24 protein-coding genes are annotated in these 18,564 nt (G+C 71.0%); 12 read left to right on the top strand and 12 right to left on the bottom strand.

Going from position 1 to position 18,564, the window contains the following annotated elements:
- Window positions 1-16 precede the first annotated feature (16 nt).
- Window positions 17-859, bottom strand: coding sequence for an EamA family transporter (locus tag Aco03nite_RS44345; RefSeq protein ID WP_203807636.1), 843 nt, complete (start codon window positions 857-859; stop codon window positions 17-19).
- A gap of 70 nt (window positions 860-929) precedes the next feature.
- Between Aco03nite_RS44345 and Aco03nite_RS44340 the strand changes: the two genes are divergently transcribed.
- From Aco03nite_RS44340 to Aco03nite_RS44325, 4 genes are read left to right on the top strand one after another with little or no spacing between them, the layout of a single operon-like run.
- Window positions 930-1,778 carry a LysR family transcriptional regulator gene (locus tag Aco03nite_RS44340; RefSeq protein WP_203807634.1) on the top strand — a complete coding sequence of 283 codons (849 nt, stop codon included), beginning with the start codon at window positions 930-932 and terminating at the stop codon, window positions 1,776-1,778.
- A 49-nt stretch (window positions 1,779-1,827) separates the two neighbouring features.
- Window positions 1,828-2,496 carry a DUF6882 domain-containing protein gene (locus Aco03nite_RS44335; RefSeq protein ID WP_203807632.1) on the top strand — a complete coding sequence of 223 codons (669 nt, stop codon included), beginning with the start codon at window positions 1,828-1,830 and terminating at the stop codon, window positions 2,494-2,496.
- Between the two features lie 5 nt (window positions 2,497-2,501).
- Window positions 2,502-2,684, top strand: coding sequence for a helix-hairpin-helix domain-containing protein (locus Aco03nite_RS44330; RefSeq protein WP_239145940.1), 183 nt, complete (start codon window positions 2,502-2,504; stop codon window positions 2,682-2,684).
- On the top strand, window positions 2,681-3,328 hold the full coding sequence (locus tag Aco03nite_RS44325; protein ID WP_203807629.1) for an alpha/beta fold hydrolase: 648 nt from the start codon (window positions 2,681-2,683) through the stop codon (window positions 3,326-3,328). Before Aco03nite_RS44330 ends, Aco03nite_RS44325 begins: the two co-directional genes overlap by 4 nt.
- Here the strand turns inward: Aco03nite_RS44325 and Aco03nite_RS44320 are convergent.
- Both Aco03nite_RS44320 and Aco03nite_RS44315 read right to left on the bottom strand, forming a co-directional pair.
- Window positions 3,317-3,727 carry a hypothetical protein gene (locus tag Aco03nite_RS44320; RefSeq protein ID WP_203807627.1) on the bottom strand — a complete coding sequence of 137 codons (411 nt, stop codon included), beginning with the start codon at window positions 3,725-3,727 and terminating at the stop codon, window positions 3,317-3,319. The two genes, Aco03nite_RS44325 and Aco03nite_RS44320, sit on opposite strands and share 12 nt — an antisense overlap.
- Window positions 3,724-4,254, bottom strand: coding sequence for an RNA polymerase sigma factor (locus tag Aco03nite_RS44315; protein WP_239145939.1), 531 nt, complete (start codon window positions 4,252-4,254; stop codon window positions 3,724-3,726). Before Aco03nite_RS44315 ends, Aco03nite_RS44320 begins: the two co-directional genes overlap by 4 nt.
- On the opposite strand from Aco03nite_RS44315, the gene lexA reads away from it, so the two are divergent.
- The gene (gene lexA, locus Aco03nite_RS44310; RefSeq protein WP_373872685.1) at window positions 4,217-4,957 is read left to right on the top strand and encodes a transcriptional repressor LexA; all 741 of its coding nucleotides are present in this window, start codon (window positions 4,217-4,219) and stop codon (window positions 4,955-4,957) included. The two genes, Aco03nite_RS44315 and lexA, sit on opposite strands and share 38 nt — an antisense overlap.
- Before the next feature lie 27 nt (window positions 4,958-4,984).
- Here lexA and Aco03nite_RS44305 read toward each other — a convergent pair whose 3' ends face one another.
- Entirely contained in the window at window positions 4,985-5,443 is a 459-nt protein-coding gene (locus Aco03nite_RS44305; protein ID WP_203807621.1) for a hypothetical protein, read from the bottom strand.
- Window positions 5,444-5,625: 182 nt separating this feature from the next.
- Here Aco03nite_RS44305 and Aco03nite_RS44300 point away from each other — a divergent pair, with 182 nt between their 5' ends.
- A complete protein-coding gene (locus tag Aco03nite_RS44300; RefSeq protein ID WP_203807619.1) occupies window positions 5,626-6,360 on the top strand; it encodes an SDR family NAD(P)-dependent oxidoreductase in 735 nt (244 codons plus the stop codon).
- Here the strand turns inward: Aco03nite_RS44300 and Aco03nite_RS44295 are convergent.
- From Aco03nite_RS44295 to Aco03nite_RS54420, 4 genes are all read right to left on the bottom strand, one after another.
- Window positions 6,309-7,028, bottom strand: a complete 720-nt coding sequence (locus tag Aco03nite_RS44295; RefSeq protein WP_203807617.1) for a DUF4166 domain-containing protein — start codon at window positions 7,026-7,028, stop codon at window positions 6,309-6,311. The two genes, Aco03nite_RS44300 and Aco03nite_RS44295, sit on opposite strands and share 52 nt — an antisense overlap.
- Window positions 7,025-7,678 carry an SRPBCC family protein gene (locus Aco03nite_RS44290; protein WP_203807615.1) on the bottom strand — a complete coding sequence of 218 codons (654 nt, stop codon included), beginning with the start codon at window positions 7,676-7,678 and terminating at the stop codon, window positions 7,025-7,027. The genes Aco03nite_RS44295 and Aco03nite_RS44290 overlap by 4 nt, the downstream gene beginning before the upstream one ends.
- Window positions 7,679-7,740: 62 nt before the next feature.
- Window positions 7,741-8,277 carry a SigE family RNA polymerase sigma factor gene (locus Aco03nite_RS53710; RefSeq protein ID WP_239145937.1) on the bottom strand — a complete coding sequence of 179 codons (537 nt, stop codon included), beginning with the start codon at window positions 8,275-8,277 and terminating at the stop codon, window positions 7,741-7,743.
- Between the two features lie 752 nt (window positions 8,278-9,029).
- The gene (locus Aco03nite_RS54420) at window positions 9,030-9,152 is read right to left on the bottom strand and encodes a hypothetical protein (protein WP_275415970.1); all 123 of its coding nucleotides are present in this window, start codon (window positions 9,150-9,152) and stop codon (window positions 9,030-9,032) included.
- A 139-nt stretch (window positions 9,153-9,291) separates the two neighbouring features.
- Between Aco03nite_RS54420 and Aco03nite_RS44280 the strand changes: the two genes are divergently transcribed.
- Together Aco03nite_RS44280 and Aco03nite_RS44275 are read left to right on the top strand one after the other, a co-directional pair.
- Complete coding sequence (locus Aco03nite_RS44280; RefSeq protein ID WP_203807611.1) at window positions 9,292-10,446, top strand: hypothetical protein; 1,155 nt, start codon at window positions 9,292-9,294, stop codon at window positions 10,444-10,446.
- Window positions 10,447-10,557: 111 nt separating this feature from the next.
- Window positions 10,558-10,929, top strand: a complete 372-nt coding sequence (locus Aco03nite_RS44275) for a hypothetical protein (protein WP_203807609.1) — start codon at window positions 10,558-10,560, stop codon at window positions 10,927-10,929.
- Between the two features lie 244 nt (window positions 10,930-11,173).
- On the opposite strand, the gene Aco03nite_RS44270 is transcribed toward Aco03nite_RS44275, so the two are convergent.
- The gene (locus tag Aco03nite_RS44270) at window positions 11,174-12,244 is read right to left on the bottom strand and encodes a hypothetical protein (RefSeq protein WP_203807607.1); all 1,071 of its coding nucleotides are present in this window, start codon (window positions 12,242-12,244) and stop codon (window positions 11,174-11,176) included.
- A 131-nt stretch (window positions 12,245-12,375) separates the two neighbouring features.
- Here Aco03nite_RS44270 and Aco03nite_RS44265 point away from each other — a divergent pair, with 131 nt between their 5' ends.
- Window positions 12,376-13,350, top strand: a complete 975-nt coding sequence (locus Aco03nite_RS44265; RefSeq protein WP_203807605.1) for a hypothetical protein — start codon at window positions 12,376-12,378, stop codon at window positions 13,348-13,350.
- Between the two features lie 39 nt (window positions 13,351-13,389).
- On the opposite strand, the gene Aco03nite_RS44260 is transcribed toward Aco03nite_RS44265, so the two are convergent.
- Both Aco03nite_RS44260 and Aco03nite_RS44255 read right to left on the bottom strand, forming a co-directional pair.
- On the bottom strand, window positions 13,390-14,538 hold the full coding sequence (locus Aco03nite_RS44260; RefSeq protein ID WP_203807603.1) for an epoxide hydrolase family protein: 1,149 nt from the start codon (window positions 14,536-14,538) through the stop codon (window positions 13,390-13,392).
- A gap of 48 nt (window positions 14,539-14,586) precedes the next feature.
- Window positions 14,587-15,447, bottom strand: coding sequence for a hypothetical protein (locus tag Aco03nite_RS44255; protein WP_203807601.1), 861 nt, complete (start codon window positions 15,445-15,447; stop codon window positions 14,587-14,589).
- A gap of 55 nt (window positions 15,448-15,502) precedes the next feature.
- Here Aco03nite_RS44255 and Aco03nite_RS44250 point away from each other — a divergent pair, with 55 nt between their 5' ends.
- A complete protein-coding gene (locus Aco03nite_RS44250; RefSeq protein ID WP_203807599.1) occupies window positions 15,503-15,850 on the top strand; it encodes a DoxX family protein in 348 nt (115 codons plus the stop codon).
- Between the two features lie 4 nt (window positions 15,851-15,854).
- On the opposite strand, the gene Aco03nite_RS44245 is transcribed toward Aco03nite_RS44250, so the two are convergent.
- Window positions 15,855-16,586, bottom strand: coding sequence for a hypothetical protein (locus tag Aco03nite_RS44245; RefSeq protein ID WP_203807597.1), 732 nt, complete (start codon window positions 16,584-16,586; stop codon window positions 15,855-15,857).
- A gap of 120 nt (window positions 16,587-16,706) precedes the next feature.
- On the opposite strand from Aco03nite_RS44245, the gene Aco03nite_RS44240 reads away from it, so the two are divergent.
- A complete protein-coding gene (locus tag Aco03nite_RS44240) occupies window positions 16,707-17,789 on the top strand; it encodes a sensor histidine kinase (protein ID WP_239145941.1) in 1,083 nt (360 codons plus the stop codon).
- Entirely contained in the window at window positions 17,786-18,508 is a 723-nt protein-coding gene (locus tag Aco03nite_RS44235; RefSeq protein WP_203807593.1) for a response regulator, read from the top strand. Before Aco03nite_RS44240 ends, Aco03nite_RS44235 begins: the two co-directional genes overlap by 4 nt.
- Window positions 18,509-18,564: the final 56 nt, after the last annotated feature.

Here is an 18,564-nt window from a genome sequence, read left to right as displayed (position 1 = left end):
CCGGAATCCCCGTCCGTTAGGGCGGGGAGAGGTCAATCGCCGCATTCTGCCGTACCGCGACCACGTTCACGGCCACCACCACAGCGATCCCGATCCATTCGTGGACGGCGAGGACCTGACCGAGAAGGATCAGCCCGGCGAGGGCGGCGAAGACCGGGTGCACGCTCGACACCACGCCGAAGTAGCGGGCCGGCACCCGGCGCAGGGCGATCAGGTCGGCGGCGTACGGCACCACCGAGCTGAGCACTCCGGCGCCGATCGCGTACAGCAGCGCCGTGGTCGTCATCCGGCCCTGCGCCAGCAGGGTCACCATCACCGGGACGGCCAGCAGCGCGGAGACGGTGGTGGCCGCGGCCGGCGCCTGCAGTCCTGGCAGCCGGGCGCCGAGCAGCCGGTTCAGCAGGATGTAGGAGGCCCAGCAGCAGGCGGCGAGGAGTCCGCAGCCGATGCCGGTCCAGTCGCTGCTGCCGGACGGCAGGACCAGTACGTACACCCCGATGCCGGCGCCGGCCGCGCAGAGCAGGTCGATCCGGCCGCGGGATCCGGCGAGCGCCACCGCGAGCGGGCCGAGGAACTCCAGGGTGACCGCGAGGCCCAGGCCGATCCGGTCGACGGCGGTGTACAGCGACAGGTTCATGGTGGCGAACACCAGCCCGAGCAGCAGCGTCGGCCACCACTGGGCCCAGGTGAACCGGCGCGGGTCCGGGCGGGCCACCGGCAGCAGCACGGCGGCCGCCACGAACTGGCGCACCGCCACCACCCCGGCCGGGCCGATCGTGTCGAACGCGTGCGCGCCGACGGCCGCGCCGGTCTGGTTGCTGGCCGCGCTGCCCAGCATGATCGCCGTACCCACTCTCATGGGGTGGAGTCTGCGGCCGGGCGGGGCTCGCGGGGAAATACGCCGGGCGGTGGATCTATACGCTGGGCGTATGGAACTGCGGCAGCTGCGGGCCTTCGTCGCCGTCGTCGACGCGGGCACATTCACCGATGCCGCCGCCGAGCTGGGGGTGTCGCAGGCCTCGGTGTCCCGGACGGTGGCGGCCCTGGAGAGCGCGATGGGCGTACGGCTGCTGCAGCGGACCACCCGGCAGGTCACGCTGACCGCCACCGGCCGCCGGGTCCTCGAGGGCGCCCGCCGCATCCTCGACGAGGTCAACCACCTGCAACGGATCACCGAGGACCAGAGGGCCGAACTCCGCGTCGGGTACGCGTGGGCAGCGCTCGGCCGGCACACCCGCCGGGTACAACGGGCGTGGGCCGCCGAGCACCCCGGCACTCCCCTGGTCTTCGTGCACGCCAACACGCACAGCGCGGGCCTCAGCGACGGCACCGCCGACGTGGCCGTGGTGCGCCGCCCGCTCGGTGACCCCCGGTTCGCGACCGCCCTGATCGGCGCGGAGAACCGGATCGCCGCGATCGCCACCGACAACCCCCTGGCCCGGCGCCGGACCGTGCACGTGAGCGACCTGTCCCGCTATCCGGTGGCGATCGACGACCGGACCGGGACCACCACCCTGCAGCTGTGGCATCCGGGGCCCGCCCCGGCAGTGATCCGGGCCACTCACGGCGTCGACGAGTGGCTGACTCTGATCGCCGCGGGCCAGGCCGTCGGCATCTCGTCGGAGGCCACCGCGAACCAGAATCCGCGTCCCGGCGTCGCCTATCGCACGCTGCGCCACGTCCCGCCGATCCCGGTGCGCCTGGCGTGGTGGCGCGACGATCCGCCGGCCCGGCTGGACGATCTGATCCGGTTGAGCCGGGCCGCCTACGACGCCTGAGGGTGTCGTGTAACACTGCACCGGCTCCCCTGATCCGAAAGGCCCGGTCGTGTCCCCGTTCGATGACCTGTTCGCCCAGCATGTCGCCACCGGCATGGCTCGCCAGCTGGCGCTCGCCGACCACCTCGGCGATCGTGGCTGGCAGCTCGACCTGAACGCGGGCATGGTGACGTTCGGTGATGATCTGCGGTACTCGGTTCAGCTGCTCGGCACCGAGAGCCACTCCGACGGCACCTGGCTGTGGGCGTGGGCCAACAACGGCAGCAACCTGGACCCCGAGCTGCTGCAACTGGCCGGCTGGCTGCGCGAGCACGGCCGCCTCGAGGGGGTACGGGAACTGACCGAGCCGACGCTGCGGCTGGACCGGGTGGACGGTCACCGGCTGTGCCTGGTCGCGTCCGGGCTGACCGGGCGGGCCTACTACCGGGGCACCTACCAGGGCGGTGCGATCTTCTTCCACCTGGAGAATCTGCCGTCGCGGGTGCAGGGCGCGGTCCCGCCGGCGAAGACGTTCACCACGCTGGGCCAGGTGCTGCAGGCGTTCGCGGTGGACCACCGGACCGTGGTGGTGGCGTTCCTGCGCCAGCAGGGCTGGCGGGTCGACGACACCCCGCAGGGCGTGACCGCCCGGCACTCCGACGGCTCGCACGTCCGGGTGACCTTCGACCACCTGGGCCGGGTGAGCGATATGACCGGCCAGGTCCAGCCGAGAGGATGACCGGTATGGAGCTACCGTCGATCGGCCGGCCCGCCACCGGCGCTCTGCGGGAAGCCGGCATCACCACCCTGGAACAGGTCGCCGCCTGCCGGGCCGAGGATCTGCTGGTGCTGCACGGGGTCGGCCCGAAAGCCATCCGTATCCTCACCGAGGCCCTGACCGCGAACGGCCTGAGCTGGTCGCAGTGAACCGGGTCTTCGTGTTGATGCACAGTCCGCTGGTGGGCCCGTCCACCTGGGCCGGCGTCGCCGCGCTGCTGCCGCACGCGGTGGTGCCGTCGCTGCGGGATGCCGAACCGTCCTGGCAGGCCGTGGCCGCCACCGTGGCCGCGGCGATCGACCGGGTGCCCGCCGGCGTGCGGGTGGTTCTGGTCGCGCACAGCAACGCCGGCCGGTTCGTCCCGGCCGTGCTCGGGGCCGCCGCCCGTAGCGTCGACGTCTGCCTGTTCGCCGACGCCGCCCTGCCCGGCCCGGCCCGCCTGGATCTGCTGCGGGCCAAGGTAGGGCCGGACGGGTTGCTGCCGCGCTGGACCGACTGGTGGGACGAGGCGGACGTGGCGCCGATGTTCCCGGACGAGGAGACCCGCCGGCTCGTCGAGAGCGAACAGCCGCGGCTGCCGCTGGCCTTCTTCGAGCAGCAGGTCCCGGTACCGGACGGCTGGGACAGCATGCCGTGCGGCTATCTGCTGTTCAGTGAACGGTCCTACGGCGCGCTCGCCGAGCAGGCCGGCGGCCGGGGCTGGCGGGTCGAGCATCTGCCCGGCCGGCACCTGCACCAGGTGGTGGATCCCGGCGCGGTGGCGGCGGCGCTGCAGCGGATGTCAGATCTGTGACCGCAACCGATCACGCCAGGCCCGGGCCCGCAGCAGCAGGACCAGCGCCACCACGGTCAGCAGCAGCCCGGGCACGGCGGCGAGCGGTCCGGCGACCACCGCGCTGAACACGGCCGTCGCGGTGCTGAAGACGATGCCCAGCCACGCGCCGATCACCCGGTCGGCGGCGAACAGCGGGCGCCGGGCGAGGGTCCAGGCCGCCAGTGCGGCCCAGGTCAGTCCGATCACGATCAACCCCGCAAACGCCGCTTGGGTACGGGTGGGCAGGCTCCCCGGTTCGGTGGCCCAGAGCGCGCCGATCGTGGTCGCCCCGGTCAGCCCGGCGATGCCCGCGGCCAGGATCCGCCGCGACACCGGGCGGATCACGTCGTCGGGGGTGAACCCCGGCTGCTCGGTCATGGCTGGTATCCCTTCTCGATCATCCGGTCGCGCAGTAGCCCACGGGCCCGGTTCAGGCGGGACTTGACCGTGCCCGCCGGGACGTCCAGGATCTGCGCGCAGTCGTCCACCGGCAGGTCGTGCAGGTAGAACAGGATCAGCACCTCACGTTCGCGGGGTTCCAGGCCGGCCAGACCGTCGATCACCTGGGTCCGGTCCAGTACCCCGGCCGTCTCGTCGCGGGTGGGCGGTGGTTCGTCCGGGACGTTTCTGTCGTACCCCTCGGCTAGGTTCGCGGTGACCGATCGACGGGCGATCGTCAACAGCCACGGGGCGAAACGGTCCGGTTGCCGCAGCCGGGGCAGCGCGCGCAGGGCGCGGGCCCACACCTCCTGGCTGACGTCGTCCGCCCGTGACCGGTCGCCGAGCATCGCCCGCACGTACCGCCAGACCGGGAGGTGCCAGTGTCCGACGAGGTCGTTCAGCGCTGTCCGATCCCCGAGTTGCGCCCTGATCACCAACCGGGCGTCGCGTTCCGCATCCGTCACATCAGAACAGTGCCCGGCGCGGCGACTTCGGTTCACGCCCGGTTTGAGGAAGGATCTCCAGGTGCTAGCCGAGGAATTCGACACGTCCGTCCTGCCCGAGCGTCTGCGCCGCATCCTGAGGGTGATCCGGGACGCGGCGGTGAAACACGGCTTCGCGCCCTCCACGCGGGAGATCGCCGACGCGCTGGGCATGTCGTCGTCCACGGTCAGCCGGCATATGCGCAGCCTGGAGGAGCACGGTTTCCTGCGGCGCGGTCGGTCGGTGGGCCGGCCGGTGGACATCCGGATGTTCCTGGAGCCGTCCGGTGACGTGTCGTCGCGTCCGGGTGACACGGTGGGTGTCCCGCTGGTCGGCACGATCGCGGCCGGCGCCCCGATCCTGGCCGACGAGTCCACCGAGGAGCTGCTGAACCTGCCGCGTGATCTGGTGGGCCGGGGCACCCTGTTCAGTCTGCGGGTGCAGGGCGACTCGATGGTGGACGCGGCGATCTGCGACGGTGACATCGTGGTGGTGCGCCAGCAGTCCGAGGCGTGGAACGGTGACATCGTGGCCGCCATGATCGACGACGAGGCCACGGTGAAGGTGTTCCAGCGCCGCGGCGGTCACGTCTTCCTGGAGCCCCGGAACCCGGCGTACTCCCCGATCCCCGGCGACGAGGCGGTGATCCTGGGCAAGGTCGTCTCGGTGCTGCGCCGCGTCTGAGGCGGTCGTAGCCGTCACGGCGACCTTTCACGGCCGCACCTGCTCCAGGATCGCGATCGGCACCGTCTCGATCACATAGTCCTCGAGCAGGTCCGGCTGCACGTCCACCATCGCGTCGGAGCCGACGTGACGAACGACGAAGACCATTTCGCGCAGTATCGCCTCGTCATGGTCGGCGAGGTTCTCCGGCAGGTCGCCCGCGATCCGAACGGAGTCTCCCGGCTTGAGCGCGGCGTCTTCCGGAGCCTCGCCGCGCTGGACGGCTGAGATCATGTCGACGAGACCCACCAAGGGTTCGGTGTTCACGCCGTAGTGCACGAGATGCCCGGCCTGGCCGAAGATCACGCCGGCTTCGTCCCTGCTCAACTCGGCGAATACCTCGGCGACCTGCTCAGGAAAGCCCGGTCTCCCGGACTCGCGCTGCTGCGCCGCCAGGGCCAACAGCAGCCGGTCGATGACTCGTTCCGCGGTGTCCTCGTACGTCATCCGGCGAGGATAAGGCGCATCGACCTCGCCGGACGACGTAGGCGTCACGGTCTGATCCGGGGCAGCCGGTACTCCACCTCAGCCACCTATGGCACGCACCACACCCATGCTCTCGTTATTGACTACATAGACAAGAACAGGGTTTATTGTCCGAGCAGTCAATAACTACGAGGGAGCTGACCATGAACGTTCTCCAGGACAAGGTCGCAGTGGTGACCGGCGGGAACTCGGGAATCGGGCGGGCCATCGCCCGGGCCTACCACGCCGAAGGGGCTCGGGTTTTCGTCACCGGGCGGCGGCAGGCGCAGCTGGACGAGGTCGTGGCCGAACTCGGTGACCGGGTCACCGGGATCCGGTGTGACGTGGGGCGGCTCGACGAGCTGGACGGTCTCTACGCGACTGTCACCGAGCAGGCCGGGCGGATCGACGTCCTCGTCGCCAACGCTGGGATCGGGATCGCCGCGTCGCTCGGGGAGATCACCGAGGAGCAGGTCGACGCGATGTTCACCACCAATGTCAAGGGCCCGCTGTTCACCGTGCAGAAGGCGCTGCCGCTGCTGTCGAAGGGGGCGTCGATCATCTTCACCGGGTCGTCGGCGGCCAGCCGGCCGGAGCCGTACCTGCCGGTCTACGGTTCCACCAAGGCCGCGCTGCGCAACCTGGTCCGTGGACTGGCCCACGGTGCGGGCGCGGGTGGGTACCGCATCAACATGTTGTCGCCCGGCGGTACCCGTACGCAGGGACTGCTCGATCTGGTCCCGCCCGACGCACTCGCCGCCGCCGAGGCCACGATCCCCCTCGGGCGGCTGGCCGAACCCGAGGAGATCGCCGCGGCGGCCGTCTTCCTCGCCTCGGACGCCTCCAGCTACATGAACGGCTCCGAGCTGGCCGTCGACGGCGGCAGCGCCCAGATCTGATCGGGCGGGTTCTCCCGCAACGGCCGGACCGCGGCCGGGACCGGGGTGCCGGCCGGGACGTACGACGTGGTGAAACTGCCGTGGTAGCCGAAGAGCGGGCCGAAGCGGCGGTTCGTCACCGACACCCGGATGCGGAAGCACCCGGCGTCGGCGTCCCACGTCTCGTGGACCTCGGCGTCGCCGGTCACGGCGCCGGGGCAGCGGATGCCGCCGCGGAACGTCTGGGTGGTGCTGCGCAGCCGCAGCCCGCCCGCGCCGTCGGTGGACACGTCCAGGTCGACGGCCAGGTGCTGGGTGGTGCCGAGGTAGTCGACGACCACGTTGCGAACCGGGTCGTGGACCATGGTGGCGTCGAACCGGCGGCGGCGGTGCGGCCGGACCTGGAAGGTGCGCACGAACGTCAGCGTCGGCCGGGCGTACGTGTCCCGGTAGGCGTAGTTCTCGATGGTGAACGGGATCGCGGCGCCGGTCTCCGGGAACAGGATGTGCCGCAGCGTCCCGAGCCGCAGGAACGGCACCGTGAACGCCCCGCCGCGCCACACCCGGTCCATCACCCCGGTGCCGATGCAGCCCTGGTCGCGTTCGCCGTCGACGCCGAACCGGCGCTGCAGCCGCGGGTGCAGCCGGTTGAAGCCGTCACCCATGGCCTGCTGGAAGACCGAGGTCATCGGTGCGCCGCCTGCCGCCGGCACCGGCGGGCCGCGGGAGTGCGCGGATGCGGCGGTACGAACACCGCCAGCACCGCGATCAGCAGCACGACCGGCCATCCCGCCCCGGCAGCGGCGGCCCCGGCAACGACGGCCAGGCGCAGGGCCAGTTCGGCGAGGGCGTGCCCCAGCGCCCGTTCCGGGGTGACGCCGTGTTCGAGCCACAGCCGGAGCCGGTCGAACGACCACGCGGTGGCCCACCCGAACAGCGGCCCGAACACCAGGTCCACGGCGCGGCCGGCGAGTCCCCAGCGGGTGCGGTAGGCGTACCCGGTGAGGAATGTGGTCCGCTCGCCGGCCGGAACGTATCGCCAGTAGCCGGTCCCGCTCTCGATCGGCGACCGCCGGTCCGGCGACCCGAACCGCAGCGCGGAGACCGCCGCGCCATCGTGGCCGCCGCGCCTGTCTCCGGTGTGCACGCCGTACCCGGCGATCTCGACCCCGGGCAGGACCGTGGTGGCGTAGGTGAACTCGGCGGGCGTGGTCCCGGGCACCGGATCGATCCGCCCGAACCGCAGATCCCACCGGGGATGCCGCCGATGATCCTGCGTCGCCTCCCACACCCGGTCCAGCGGCGCGTCGATGATCGTCTCGACATAGATCCTGGCCACGGCGCTGCCTCCGCTACAAGTTGAGCAAGTGCTCAAGACTGTAGCTGATGTTGAGCGACCGCTCAAACCCCCCGGCGATCTTGATGGTGGCCTGCATCGCTGAGGGTGAACGCGTCGGCGAGTGGGCCGCCGGAACGGCCGAGGGCCGTGATGGCCCGGCTGGCGCGGCTCTTGACGGTGCCCGCCGAACAGCCCAGCTGGGCGGCGATCTCCTGCTCGGAGAACCCGGCCCAGTAGCGCAGCACCAGCACCACGCGCTGCCCGGCCGGCAGGCTCCGCAGCGCGGCCAGGACCGCGTCGGCGGTGTCGCGGCGGTCGAAGGCGTCGCCCGGCACGGGCCGGTCCGGGATCTGTTCGGCCGGGACCTCTCGGCGCCACAGCCGGCGCCCGGCCCGCCAGGCGGCCCGCACCATGACCTGCCTGGTGTACGCCTCCGGGTCACCGTCCGGATGCAACCGCCGCCAGGCACGATGGGTCTTGACCAGGGCTTCCTGGGTGAGGTCCTCGCCGTGGCCGCGGTCGCCGGTGAGCAGCGTCCCGTACCGCACCAGCGCCGGGTACCGCCCGGTGACGAACTCGGCGAATCCGTTGTCGTTCACCGGTCCCCGATCCCGAAGATCTCCCGCAGCTCGGCCATCGCCCGGTCGCTGATCCGGACCCGCCCGCCCTCGGACGAGAACGATCCCGGGCGGCGCGAGCAGATGCGCATGCACCACCGGGCCGACTCGGCAGTGTGGCGGGCGGCGATGCGTCCGCAATGGTGGCGCGATGCCGGCGCCGAGGACATCGACCGGGTCTGACGGGCCGCGTCGATGTGGCAGCACGTCGATCCCCGGGCGGCCGAGGCCCGCCGGGTCGTCGTCGACCGGCTCGCCGACCGCGGTGTGCACATCGATCCGGGGGCGCCGAGCCAGCCGAGCCCGGACGACATTGCGTGGCTGTCGGACGCCCTGGACCGCGCCGCCGCGGCCCAGGGGCACACGCGGCCGCGGGCGACACCGAACGCGGCCGGGCCCGCCTCGGAGATGACCAGAATGCGGCGCCGGGCGACAGGCCCACGTCATCGACGCGGACGAGGTGCCGGCTCCCGGGCAGCCGCGCCGTTCGGCGCAGGAACGCGAGCGGCGGGCCCCCGAGCATGTGCGGCAGCGTGGTCCCCCGCGCGTGCCGACCGGATGATCGGGTGCAAGGCATGGGGGGTGTTGGTGACCCAGCTCGATCAGTGGGAGGAGCACGGCCACGCAGCTATGCCAAACCCTGCTGGGCAACTCGTCAGGCCCTGCAACTGACCGATCTTGACCGGGTCGACTGGATTGCCGCAGCATTCGCTGCTGCCGAGGCGGGCGATCCGCTAACCGATGAGGTCGCCGCGGAATCCGGGCGAGCCGCCTTCGACCGGCTTCTCGCCGACCCGCCAGGTCAGGGGCGGGGTGTACCGCAGCAGCGACGCCCGCAGCGCAGCGCAGCCGAGCACCACGACGACGGTGTCGATGCCTCGTGGCTGGCCTAACGCATGACTTCATCTGCTGCCCGCACCCTTTTGGCGACCGTCACGCTCGGCCTGGCGCCGCCTGCCCCCACAGGCACCCGCGGCGGCGCTTAAGGTACGCGGCATGCCCGAATTCGTACGACTGTCCGTCAGCCACTGCCAGTACCGGATCTTCGCCGGCGACGGCGCGGACGAGATGGGCATCTACACGATCGGTGACGATCTGCTGCATGTGGGTGGGCCACACAGATGCACGGGGTTCACCGGGTTGCACACCGGAAGCATCCAGATGCGAGTGATCGGGCACTCTTCCGAGCCGTCAATGCTCCCCCGCGGCGACTGGGATGCCGCCGCAGAAACGACGTTGTGGTGTCCGACCGGCAGTGTCACGGTGATCGGGCTGATGGGTGGCAGCCACGATGAGCTCCGCGAAGTGCCGATGCCGGGAAACGGACTTCTACGGCTACGGGTGTACGCCCGCCATCGGCTGGACGAGTCCGTCCGCATCGAGGACGACTCTCCAGAGCAGCATGAACTGCACCTGTGGCCGGTAACCGAGGAGACCGGGTTTCGCACCCTGTACACCGATGACCTCCGTTCTGGGTGGCCGCGGATGACGGCCGATGGGCTCCGTTTCGGGGGGCCGCAGAAAACGGCATCGGCTGCTGAGTGGGCGATGCTGAGCCTGCTGCCGCGACCGAAGCCCAGCCGCCTGCCGTTCCCCTCACCGCGCGAACGGGTCACCGTGCCGCCGGTCGATCCTGGGCCCCGGGTGACGGTGATCCGCAGCCGCGTCATGCCCGCCCATCGGGCCACGGCCGCCCCCGACTGGCTGGCTCCCACCATCCCCGCCGGGGACGTGGAGATCCGCCTGGCAGTGGCTGACGGCGGCTCGGAAGCGCCGGTGCTGACCTGGCGATGGGCTACAGCCGCATCGCCGATCTCTCCTCCACCGGTCACCGCGTTACCGGACGAGCAGGTCACCACTGTAAGGATGCTGATCCGCGCGGGCATCGGGGATGCCGAGGTGACGGTCCGCCATGAGGGTGTGCCGGCCTCGCAATCCGTTGCTCTCGGCCTGATCTGGGATCACCTGCTGGACGCGCTGGCCACCGCGCCCGGCGGCATCTGGCAGAACCCACTGCAGGACCGCGCCGTCTGGCAGAGCGCGCTGCACGACCGCGCCGTGGAGGAGTGGCAACTCGCCGACAAGCGCCGACGACAGAAGGCCGAGTGGGAGGCTAGGGGGTGGGCTGGTACCCCACCGCACCTGCGGTAGCACCTGCTCGAGCCGCTGTCCGGTCCTGTAGTTGTCCACAGGGCGGGTTATCCACAGGTCGACCGCAATTCGGGTAGACGGGTGTTGATCGGGTGTATGAGGCTGCCGGGCATGGAGTACATCGAGGCCGCGGAAACGGTCAGTGATCACCTGGGTGCCGGTGGCGACGAGCTGGCGCCGCCCGGGGCGGTGCATCTGATCCTGACGGCGTGGGAGCAGTTGGCCCCGGCCGATCGTGTGTGGGACCGGGTGAGCTCGGTGCTACTGGACGTGCGGGGGCGGCTCTATGGCGACCAGGAGGTCACGGTGGTGGCGGAGCCGCCACAGGACGGTCCCGGAACCCGGGCGGCGGTGATGGGTCTGCTCGCCGCTCTGGCCCGTCATCATCAGGACCTGGCCGCCGGCGAGGGGCCGTTGGCGTCGCTCTTGGATCATGATGCGGCCGCTCAGCAGCTGCGGGCGGTCGCGGCGGTGCTGCGGTGACGCTCGGGTACTGGCAGCAGGAGGCCGGCAATGGGCTGCGGGCGGCGATGCAGGCGATGCACGGCCGGGTGGCCACCGCAGCGGAGGTCTATGCGGTGATCGACGCCCGGGTCCGGGTGCGCCGGTTCCACATCGGCCACCGCCGCGTCCAGCAACTCGCTGATGCGCTGTGTCATACCCTCGGAAAGACCCCGGCCGGACGATCGGTTCCGTCACGGACCGATCAAACACCGGCCGATCACAGTCAGCCGATGGTACGCCGGATTCCGCGTTTGACCCGGGCCAGCATGCCGGGCTGCCCCACCGGAACCATGCCGCGCAGCTCGTCGGCGTGCCCGATCATGCCGACGATGGTCTCGATGGCGGCGTCCAGGATCTGCCGGTCGTCGAGCTCGTCGGGGCTGCGCGAGTCCTTCATCCGGGTCGGCCGGAGCTCGTCCAGATCGCCGACGATGTGACAGTCGTACTCCCGCAATTGTCTGATCTGCTCTTCGGCCAGGGCCATCACCCAGTCGGCGCGGTCCAGGCCGACCCCGAACCGCACGTCGTTGTCCCGTTTCTGCAGCACCGCCCGGACCAGGTGCTGCTGCACCACCCGCTGGTACGGCATCCGGTGCGGATACCGGTCGCCGAGTGCGGCGTTGACCCGGCGCAGCACCTCGATCTCGGGTGCGCCCAGTGACGGGTTGGAGGTCGGCGCGGCCGGTTCGCACACCCCGTCGGGGATGCCGAGGATCCCGGCGAACCGCTGCCACAGCAGGTCGTGCGACGCGCCCGGCGGCGGGATGGTGATCAGGTGCCGTTGGGCGGGCGGGACCAGGTCGGCCCAGCGGAAGAACATCCGGTTGGCCGTGTAGTGGTCCCAGAACTGCTCGAACTCGCCCTTCTCCACGGCGGCCAGGAAGTCCTCGAACCGCCAGGTGCTGCGGGCCCGGATGCTCTGCTGCCACATCGACGGGAACGTGCGCCACAGGTCGCGGGCGGCGACCACGATGTGCACCTCGGCCGGCTGCAGACTCTCGACGGCCCGTTTCGCCTGCTCGGCGCTGGCCGCGCCGAAACCCTCGCTGGTCAGGATGACGTCACCGCGGAAGGCCGCGGCCTTCTCGACGAGCAGATCCCATGTCCAGTACGCCTGGGGGTCACGCCACGGGACGGCGCGCAGATCGGTCATGGCCTGATCGTGGGCGGCGAACGTGGCCGGGATCAGGATGCCGGACTTCTCCAGCCGTTCGGCATTGTCGAAGAGCACGTTCTGCACATAGGTGCTGCCGGTCTTGGGTGCCCCGATGTGCACGAACACGCGCCTCGGCATACCGCCTCGCTTTCTTCCCCGTACAAAGTCTGATGAATGATCAACAAGGCAAGTGAAATGTTGATGACACAAGTCCGTATCAAGTGTTTACGTCTGGTGACGACCCGGGCCCGGGGGTTTTTGTCGTACCCGTGGTCGATGATGATCGGGTGATCTGTTTCGTCTACCGCTCCCCCTACCAGGGTCTCCTGGGCAAACACGTGCGCCGCCTGCCGGACGCGTCGGTGCTCGACTGGTTCCGCCACGCCTGGGACGAGTCCGGCCCCGATCCCGCCGCGTGGCTGCGGGCCGAGCTGGGCGTCGACGTCTACGGCCTCCACACGATCTTCGACAAACCCCTGCCCAAGCCGGAGTCGATGCGTGAGCTGCGCAAACTGCTGAAAAAGCACCTGTATGTCGAAGGCGAGGTGATCGTCGACGACCACAGCGTCCGGGCGCTGACCGACGACGACGAGGTCCCGCTCGCCTACTTCTTCTTCGACGCGGCGATGATCGACGAGCGGCCCGGCCGGCTCACCTACGCGGTGCACGAGCAGTGGCCGCTCCCGGCCGAAACCATCCTGACGAGTGACGACGCCCCGGTGACCACGGTCGTCACCTCACAGATCGGCGACGCCGACTGGGACACCCAGGGCGTCTCGGTGCGGCTGCACGGCGTGCGTGTCCCCGAGGTGGCCGCCTGGTTACGGCGATCCGGCGTGCACGGCGACTGGCCCTACGAGGTGGTGCTGCTGCGCGCCGCGGTCGGCCCCGACGACGACCTGGCCGCCGCGCTGGAGCGGGTGAACCGGTGGAGCGCCTGGCACGACCAGGTCCTCGACGTCGACGGCCTCGCCGGTGACCAGGCGAAAGCGCACCAGGTGGTGCTGTCGGTGCTGGCCCGCACCGAGGGGCGCAAGGAGATCCCGGGCCCGCTGGGGGTCCGGGTGCCGGCCAAGAGCCGCATCGAGGTGAACGCGCACCTGGCCCAGGCCAGCCTCCACCTCGACGACACCTTCGGCCACCAGCAGCTGTTCCTGTTCGACGACGTCTGGACGGCCACGCACCCGACGATGGCGAAATCGATGCGCCGCTGGTTCGTCAAATCCTGGGACCTGCTGAAGTGAGCCGTCGCCCGCGCCGGTGCGATCCGGCGCGGGCGCCCGTCACCGCAGCTTCCGGAAGAACTCCCGGACGTCACCGACCAGCAGGTCCGGCTCCTCCATGGCCAGGAAGTGACCGCCCTTGCCGAGTTCGGTCCAGTGCACGATGTGGTGGTCCCGTTCGGCCCACCTGCGGATCGCGTTGTCGTGCGCGGAGACCAGGACACCCGTGGGCACCGTTCCACGGGTGAGCTTCTCGGGCACGCTCGCCGAGAACTCCTCGTAGTACGGCTGGGCCGAGGAGACCGCGGTGCCGGTCAGCCAGTAGATCGACACGTCGGTGAGGATCCGGTCCCGGTCGATGCTCTCCTCCGGCAGCGCCTCCTCCGGATCGGTGAGCTCCTTGAACTTCTCCACGATCCACGCGAGCTGCCCGGCCGGCGAGTCGGTCAACCCGTACCCGACAGTCTGTGGTCGTTTGGCATTGCACTGCAGGTAGCCGTCGTTGAAGTTCTGCATCCGCTGCCAGCGCCGCTGGTCGGTCTGGCTGAAACCGTCCATCTCGCCCTCCTCCCCGGCCGGGAGGGTGACCAGCGCGGTCAGGTGCACGCCGGTGACCCGCTCCGGGTCCTGCCGGCCGACCCGCGGGGCGATCCACGCGCCCCCGTCGTAGCCGTGCACGCCGTACCGTTCGTACCCGAGCCGGTTCATCAGCTGCGTGAAGAGCCCGGCCATCCGGTCCGCGCCCATCCCCGGCCCGGCCAGCGGGGTGGAGAAACCGAAACCCGGCAGCGACGGTACGACGAGGTGGAAGGCGTCGGCCGGATCCCCGCCGTGGCTGCGGGGATCCGACAGCGGGCCGAGCACGTCGAGGTAGTCCACCACGGTGCCGGGCCAGCCGTGCAACAGCAGCAGCGGGGTGGCGTCCGGCTCGGGCGAGGGCACGTGCAGGAAGTGCAGGTTCTGCCCGTCGACGGTGGTCACATACTGGTCGTACGCGTTGAGGGCCGCTTCCTGGGCCCGCCAGTCGAAACCGGTGCGCCAGTAGTCGGCGACCTCCCGCAGATAGTCGACGGGCACGCCACGGCTCCAGCCGACGCCGGGCAGCTCCGCCGGCCACCGGGTGTGGGCCAGCCGGGCTGTCAGGTCGTCGAGTTGGGACTGCGGAATATCGATACGGAACGGGCGGAGCCCCGGTCGGCTGTTGTTCATGCGGACCACGCTAGGAAGAGATCAGGACACTTTCTGACCATCGCGTGATCAAAGATCGGTGGCGCGGTCCCACAGTCCGTCCAGGACCGTACCGGCCGGGACCTGACGGCGTTGCGCCTCCGCGACGACGGCCCCGGTCAGGTGTGAGGCGGCCAGGCTGATCAGATGGGCGGGCTCCACCTTCGAGGCGAAACCCTTGGCGATGGCCGCCGCCGTGTCGTACTCCCGGTTGGCGACATCCCCGGCAAGGACATCCAGGGCCGGGTTCTCCCCACCCGCGTCGGTGCGGCCGGTCAAACCGTGGACCAGCCCGAAGTACCAGACCAGCAGGTCGGCCGCATCGCCGGTCCGCACCAGCACGTCGATCCACTGCCGCTGGGCGTCGGTGTCCCCGGCGACCTGCGCCCGGACCAGCCGGAACGGCGCCTCGGACACCACCACCAGCCGGTCGGCGCGGGCACAGGCCAACTTGACAATGTCGGTGTTGTTGTCGAACTGCGTCACCATCGTGGCCAGCGTCAGGATCGCATCCATCGGCGCGTTCAGGGCGAAGTCGCCGGCCGCCTCCACCAGCCGGTTCGCGGCCCGCCGGCTGAGCAGCGCGAAGTTCGGCTCCCCGAACCGGGAGACCGCCTCCACCACCGGCGCCCGCAGCTCCGGGAACGGCACGTTGGTCCGCCCGATCGACGCGATCAGCGCCTCCACCAGGTCCTCACCGGCGGCCTCCCGCACGATCTGGAGCACCTGCCCGGAGGCGACCAGGGCCATCTGGGTCAGGTCGACGGTCCGCTCACCGCCGCTCTGCTCCTGGACCAGACCACCGGCCCGCTCCGGGCGCCCGTCCAGGTACTCCCCGACGGCGGTCCGTACGACCTCGGCGGTCGTGAGTTCGTTTCCGGTGTCGCTCATGATCGGGCATTCTGCCTGATGTCACACACTCGCGGTCTGCCCCGTCTTCCTGGTCATGGACGTCACATACACGATCGTCACCGTCGTAGCCGCCTTCTTCACCGGCAGCGCCGCCGCGTTCTACCTGCTCGGCCACGAATACCCGAAAAAACAGGCGGACATGAAAGGCATCCCCCGCCGGTACGTCCCGGTGCTGGGTCTCCTGCTGGCCGCCGGCTCGGCGGCCCTGCTGACCGGCTTCGCGGTCCGCCCGGTCGGCGCCGCCGCCTCGATCGGCCTGGTCCTGTACTTCACCGGCGCGCTGATCGCCCACCTACGTGTCGGTTCCCGGGACCTGGTCGGCTGGGCGATCTTCGCCGTGACGGTCCTGGCCGCCCTGGCCGTCAACCTGGCCACCCTCTGAGCGGTCACCCGAGCTGCCCGAGGATGATCGAACCCGCGAGGAACACCACGACCAGCGACATCGTGCGCCAGGGTGGCCTACCGGCGCCGCGGAGGAACCTGACGCCGAGGGGTACCAGCGCCACGGTCAGTCCGGTCACCTGCACGACGGATGCCCAGGTGCTTCCCTTGAGGACCCCGATCATCAGGCCGGACATCAGCGCCAGGGCGATCGCGGGCGCCAGGCGCAAAGTGCCGGACAGGAAACAGCCGATCGCGAGGATGCTCCAGCCGAGCATCACGGCGACGCTGAGGCTGGACACCACCCGTTCCGGATAGGTGTAGTAGGCGCTGACGGCCCGGGTGGCGGGGCTCAGCCCGGTGCTCTCGACCAGGGAGAACACGAAGACGTCGACGCCGTGGTGGAAGGTGCGGGCGAACAGTCCGGACAGCACCAGGCCGCCGCCCCAGAGGGCCCACCCGGGCCGGGTGGCGCCGACCCGTACGGCGACGGCGGCGACACCCGGCCACAGCGTGATGGTCCCGGCCAGGAACAGCACGTAGGCGGTGCCGATCAGCCCGGGTTGCCGCTGGTAGGCCGCGAGTTGGTGCGGGAAGAAGAACGGGACGCCGAGTCGCAGGAGCGTGCCGGCGAGCAGGAGCAGTGGCCCGGCGATCAGGGACACGCCGCCCAGCCACGGGCCGGGGAAGGCGAATGCCCGGTCGGTGGTGGGGAGCTTTTCGGCTGCAGTGGACATGGCGGTGACTCTGCCGCCGTGCCGGGCCGCAGCGCATCCGACCACGGCACCAAACCGGAGGACCGACCTGGGTCTGATGGCGACGGCACCGGGGATGGGTAGCGTGGCCGCGTGAGCGCGATGCGGGGGAAGGTCGTCGATGCGGTGGCGGCCGCGGCCGTTCTGCTGGTGTGTGGTTACGCGGCCCAGGAGTCCGGGGATCCGGCCTGGTGGCAGTGGGTCCTGGTGGGCGCGGTCGCCGGTCCGGTCGCTCTGCGCCGCCGGTGGGCGCTGCCCGCCGCCGCGGTGGTGACGGCCGCAGCCGGTGGCGTTCTGATCAGTGGGGTCATCCCCGTCGAGGCCGCACCCGGGCTGTGCGCCGCCGTGGCGCTGACCCAGTACTCGGCGGCGGCGGGTCTGGAGCCGTCGCGGTCGGTTCCGGCGCTGGTGGTGGGGCTGGGCGGCGCCGCCGGGCTCGGGCTGTGGTGGCCGGCGGCGCCGCTGGTGGCCGGGCCGGCGGTCGCGGTCCCGTGGGTGACCGGCCGGCTCGCCCGGCGCCGCCGGCAGCTCGCCGAGCAGGTGTTCGAGGCACGGGCGGCTCGCGCGGTGGCCGACGAGCGGCTGCGCATCGCCCGCGACATGCACGACATCGTGGCCCACAGCCTCGGCATGATCGCGATGAAGGCCAGCGTCGCGCGACACGTGGCCGCGGTACGGCCCGAGGAGAGCACGTCGGCCCTGGAGGTCATCGAGACGGCCAGCCGGGAGGCGCTGGTCGAGATGCGCCGTGCCGTGGGCCTGCTCCGCGCCGAACAGGATCCCGGCACACCGCCGGACGGTGATCAGGATCTGCGGGCGCTCGCCCGCCGTACCGAGCAGGCCGGTGTCCGGGTCGAGACGACGTTCACCGGCACGCTGACGGGCGGGGTCCGCCTCGTGGTGTACCGCACGGTCCAGGAAGCCCTCACCAACGTGGTCCGGCACGCGCGGGCCACCAGGTGCGCGGTCGACGTCGAGGCCGGTGCGGAATCCGTCACGGTGCGGGTGGTCGACGACGGCAGAGCCCCGACGGTCCCGGGCGCCGCCGGGCACGGCCTGCGCGGCATGCGGGAACGGGTCACCGCCTACGGCGGCAGTCTCCAGGCCGGTCCGCGAGCCGGCGGCGGATTCGCGGTGACGGCACACATCCCGTACCCCGCTGCGGGCCGGGGTGGACGGCCGTGACCGATCCGATCCGGGTGCTCATCGCCGAGGACCAGGCATTGCTGCGCGACAGTTTCCGGGTCCTGCTCGACACCACCCCCGGGTTCGCGGTGGTCGGTGAGGCGGGCACCGGCCGGGAAACCGTCCGGCTCGCGCTGGCCCGGCGCCCGCATGTGGTCCTGATGGACATCAGCATGCCCGACATGACAGGCATCGACGCCACCGAGCAGATCTGCCGGCAGATCGGTGACACGCGGGTGCTGATCCTCACCACGTTCGACCTGGACGAGTACGTCTACGGTGCGCTGCGTGCGGGCGCCAGCGGCTTCCTGCTCAAGGACACCACCGCGGCTGATCTCGTCAACGCCATCCGGGTGGTGGCGGCGGGCGAGGCGCTTCTCGCCCCCAGTGTCACCCGGCGGCTGATCGCCGCGTTCGGCGCGCAGCCCCGCCCGTCCCGCACCTTCCACCGACGACTCGACGGGGTGACCGACCGCGAGCGGGAGATCCTCGTACTGATCGCCCGGGGCCTGTCCAACGACGACATCGCCGGCCACCTGACCCTCAGCCCCGCCACCGTCAAATCCCACATCGGCCGCCTGCTCACCAAACTCAACGCCCGCGACCGCGCCCAACTCGTCGTGGCCGCCTACGAAACCGGCCTCGACGCCGCGGCCCCGGCGGGTGATCCGGCCACCTACCGCCGATCCGCTCGACCGGTGCCACCTCCGAAACGTTGAACACCAGGTCGAAGGCTTCGATGGCCGGGGACGCCTCGATGCTTCCGGCCCCGGGG

The sequence above is a fragment of the Actinoplanes couchii genome (assembly GCF_016862075.1).
GTDB classification, from domain to species: Bacteria; Actinomycetota; Actinomycetes; order Mycobacteriales; family Micromonosporaceae; genus Actinoplanes; species Actinoplanes couchii.
This window is presented reverse-complemented; position numbering and strand designations above follow the sequence as displayed.

Excerpts from the sequence above, each read along its gene's own strand:
- Aco03nite_RS44305 (WP_203807621.1), bottom strand. The coding sequence starts at position 5,443 with ATGACGTACGAGGACACCGCGGAACGAGTCATCGACCGGCTGCTGTTG.
- Aco03nite_RS44245 (WP_203807597.1), bottom strand. The coding sequence starts at position 16,586 with ATGTCCACTGCAGCCGAAAAGCTCCCCACCACCGACCGGGCATTCGCC.
- Aco03nite_RS44330 (WP_239145940.1), top strand. The coding sequence starts at position 2,502 with ATGGAGCTACCGTCGATCGGCCGGCCCGCCACCGGCGCTCTGCGGGAA.
- Aco03nite_RS44340 (WP_203807634.1), top strand. The coding sequence starts at position 930 with ATGGAACTGCGGCAGCTGCGGGCCTTCGTCGCCGTCGTCGACGCGGGC.
- Aco03nite_RS44240 (WP_239145941.1), top strand. The coding sequence starts at position 16,707 with ATGCGGGGGAAGGTCGTCGATGCGGTGGCGGCCGCGGCCGTTCTGCTG.
- Aco03nite_RS44320 (WP_203807627.1), bottom strand. The coding sequence starts at position 3,727 with ATGACCGAGCAGCCGGGGTTCACCCCCGACGACGTGATCCGCCCGGTG.
- Aco03nite_RS44295 (WP_203807617.1), bottom strand. The coding sequence starts at position 7,028 with ATGACCTCGGTCTTCCAGCAGGCCATGGGTGACGGCTTCAACCGGCTG.
- Aco03nite_RS44280 (WP_203807611.1), top strand. The coding sequence starts at position 9,292 with ATGCCCGAATTCGTACGACTGTCCGTCAGCCACTGCCAGTACCGGATC.
- Aco03nite_RS44255 (WP_203807601.1), bottom strand. The coding sequence starts at position 15,447 with ATGAGCGACACCGGAAACGAACTCACGACCGCCGAGGTCGTACGGACC.
- Aco03nite_RS44250 (WP_203807599.1), top strand. The coding sequence starts at position 15,503 with ATGGACGTCACATACACGATCGTCACCGTCGTAGCCGCCTTCTTCACC.
- Aco03nite_RS44300 (WP_203807619.1), top strand. The coding sequence starts at position 5,626 with ATGAACGTTCTCCAGGACAAGGTCGCAGTGGTGACCGGCGGGAACTCG.
- Aco03nite_RS44260 (WP_203807603.1), bottom strand. The coding sequence starts at position 14,538 with ATGAACAACAGCCGACCGGGGCTCCGCCCGTTCCGTATCGATATTCCG.
- Aco03nite_RS44345 (WP_203807636.1), bottom strand. The coding sequence starts at position 859 with ATGAGAGTGGGTACGGCGATCATGCTGGGCAGCGCGGCCAGCAACCAG.
- Aco03nite_RS44275 (WP_203807609.1), top strand. The coding sequence starts at position 10,558 with ATGGAGTACATCGAGGCCGCGGAAACGGTCAGTGATCACCTGGGTGCC.
- Aco03nite_RS44270 (WP_203807607.1), bottom strand. The coding sequence starts at position 12,244 with ATGCCGAGGCGCGTGTTCGTGCACATCGGGGCACCCAAGACCGGCAGC.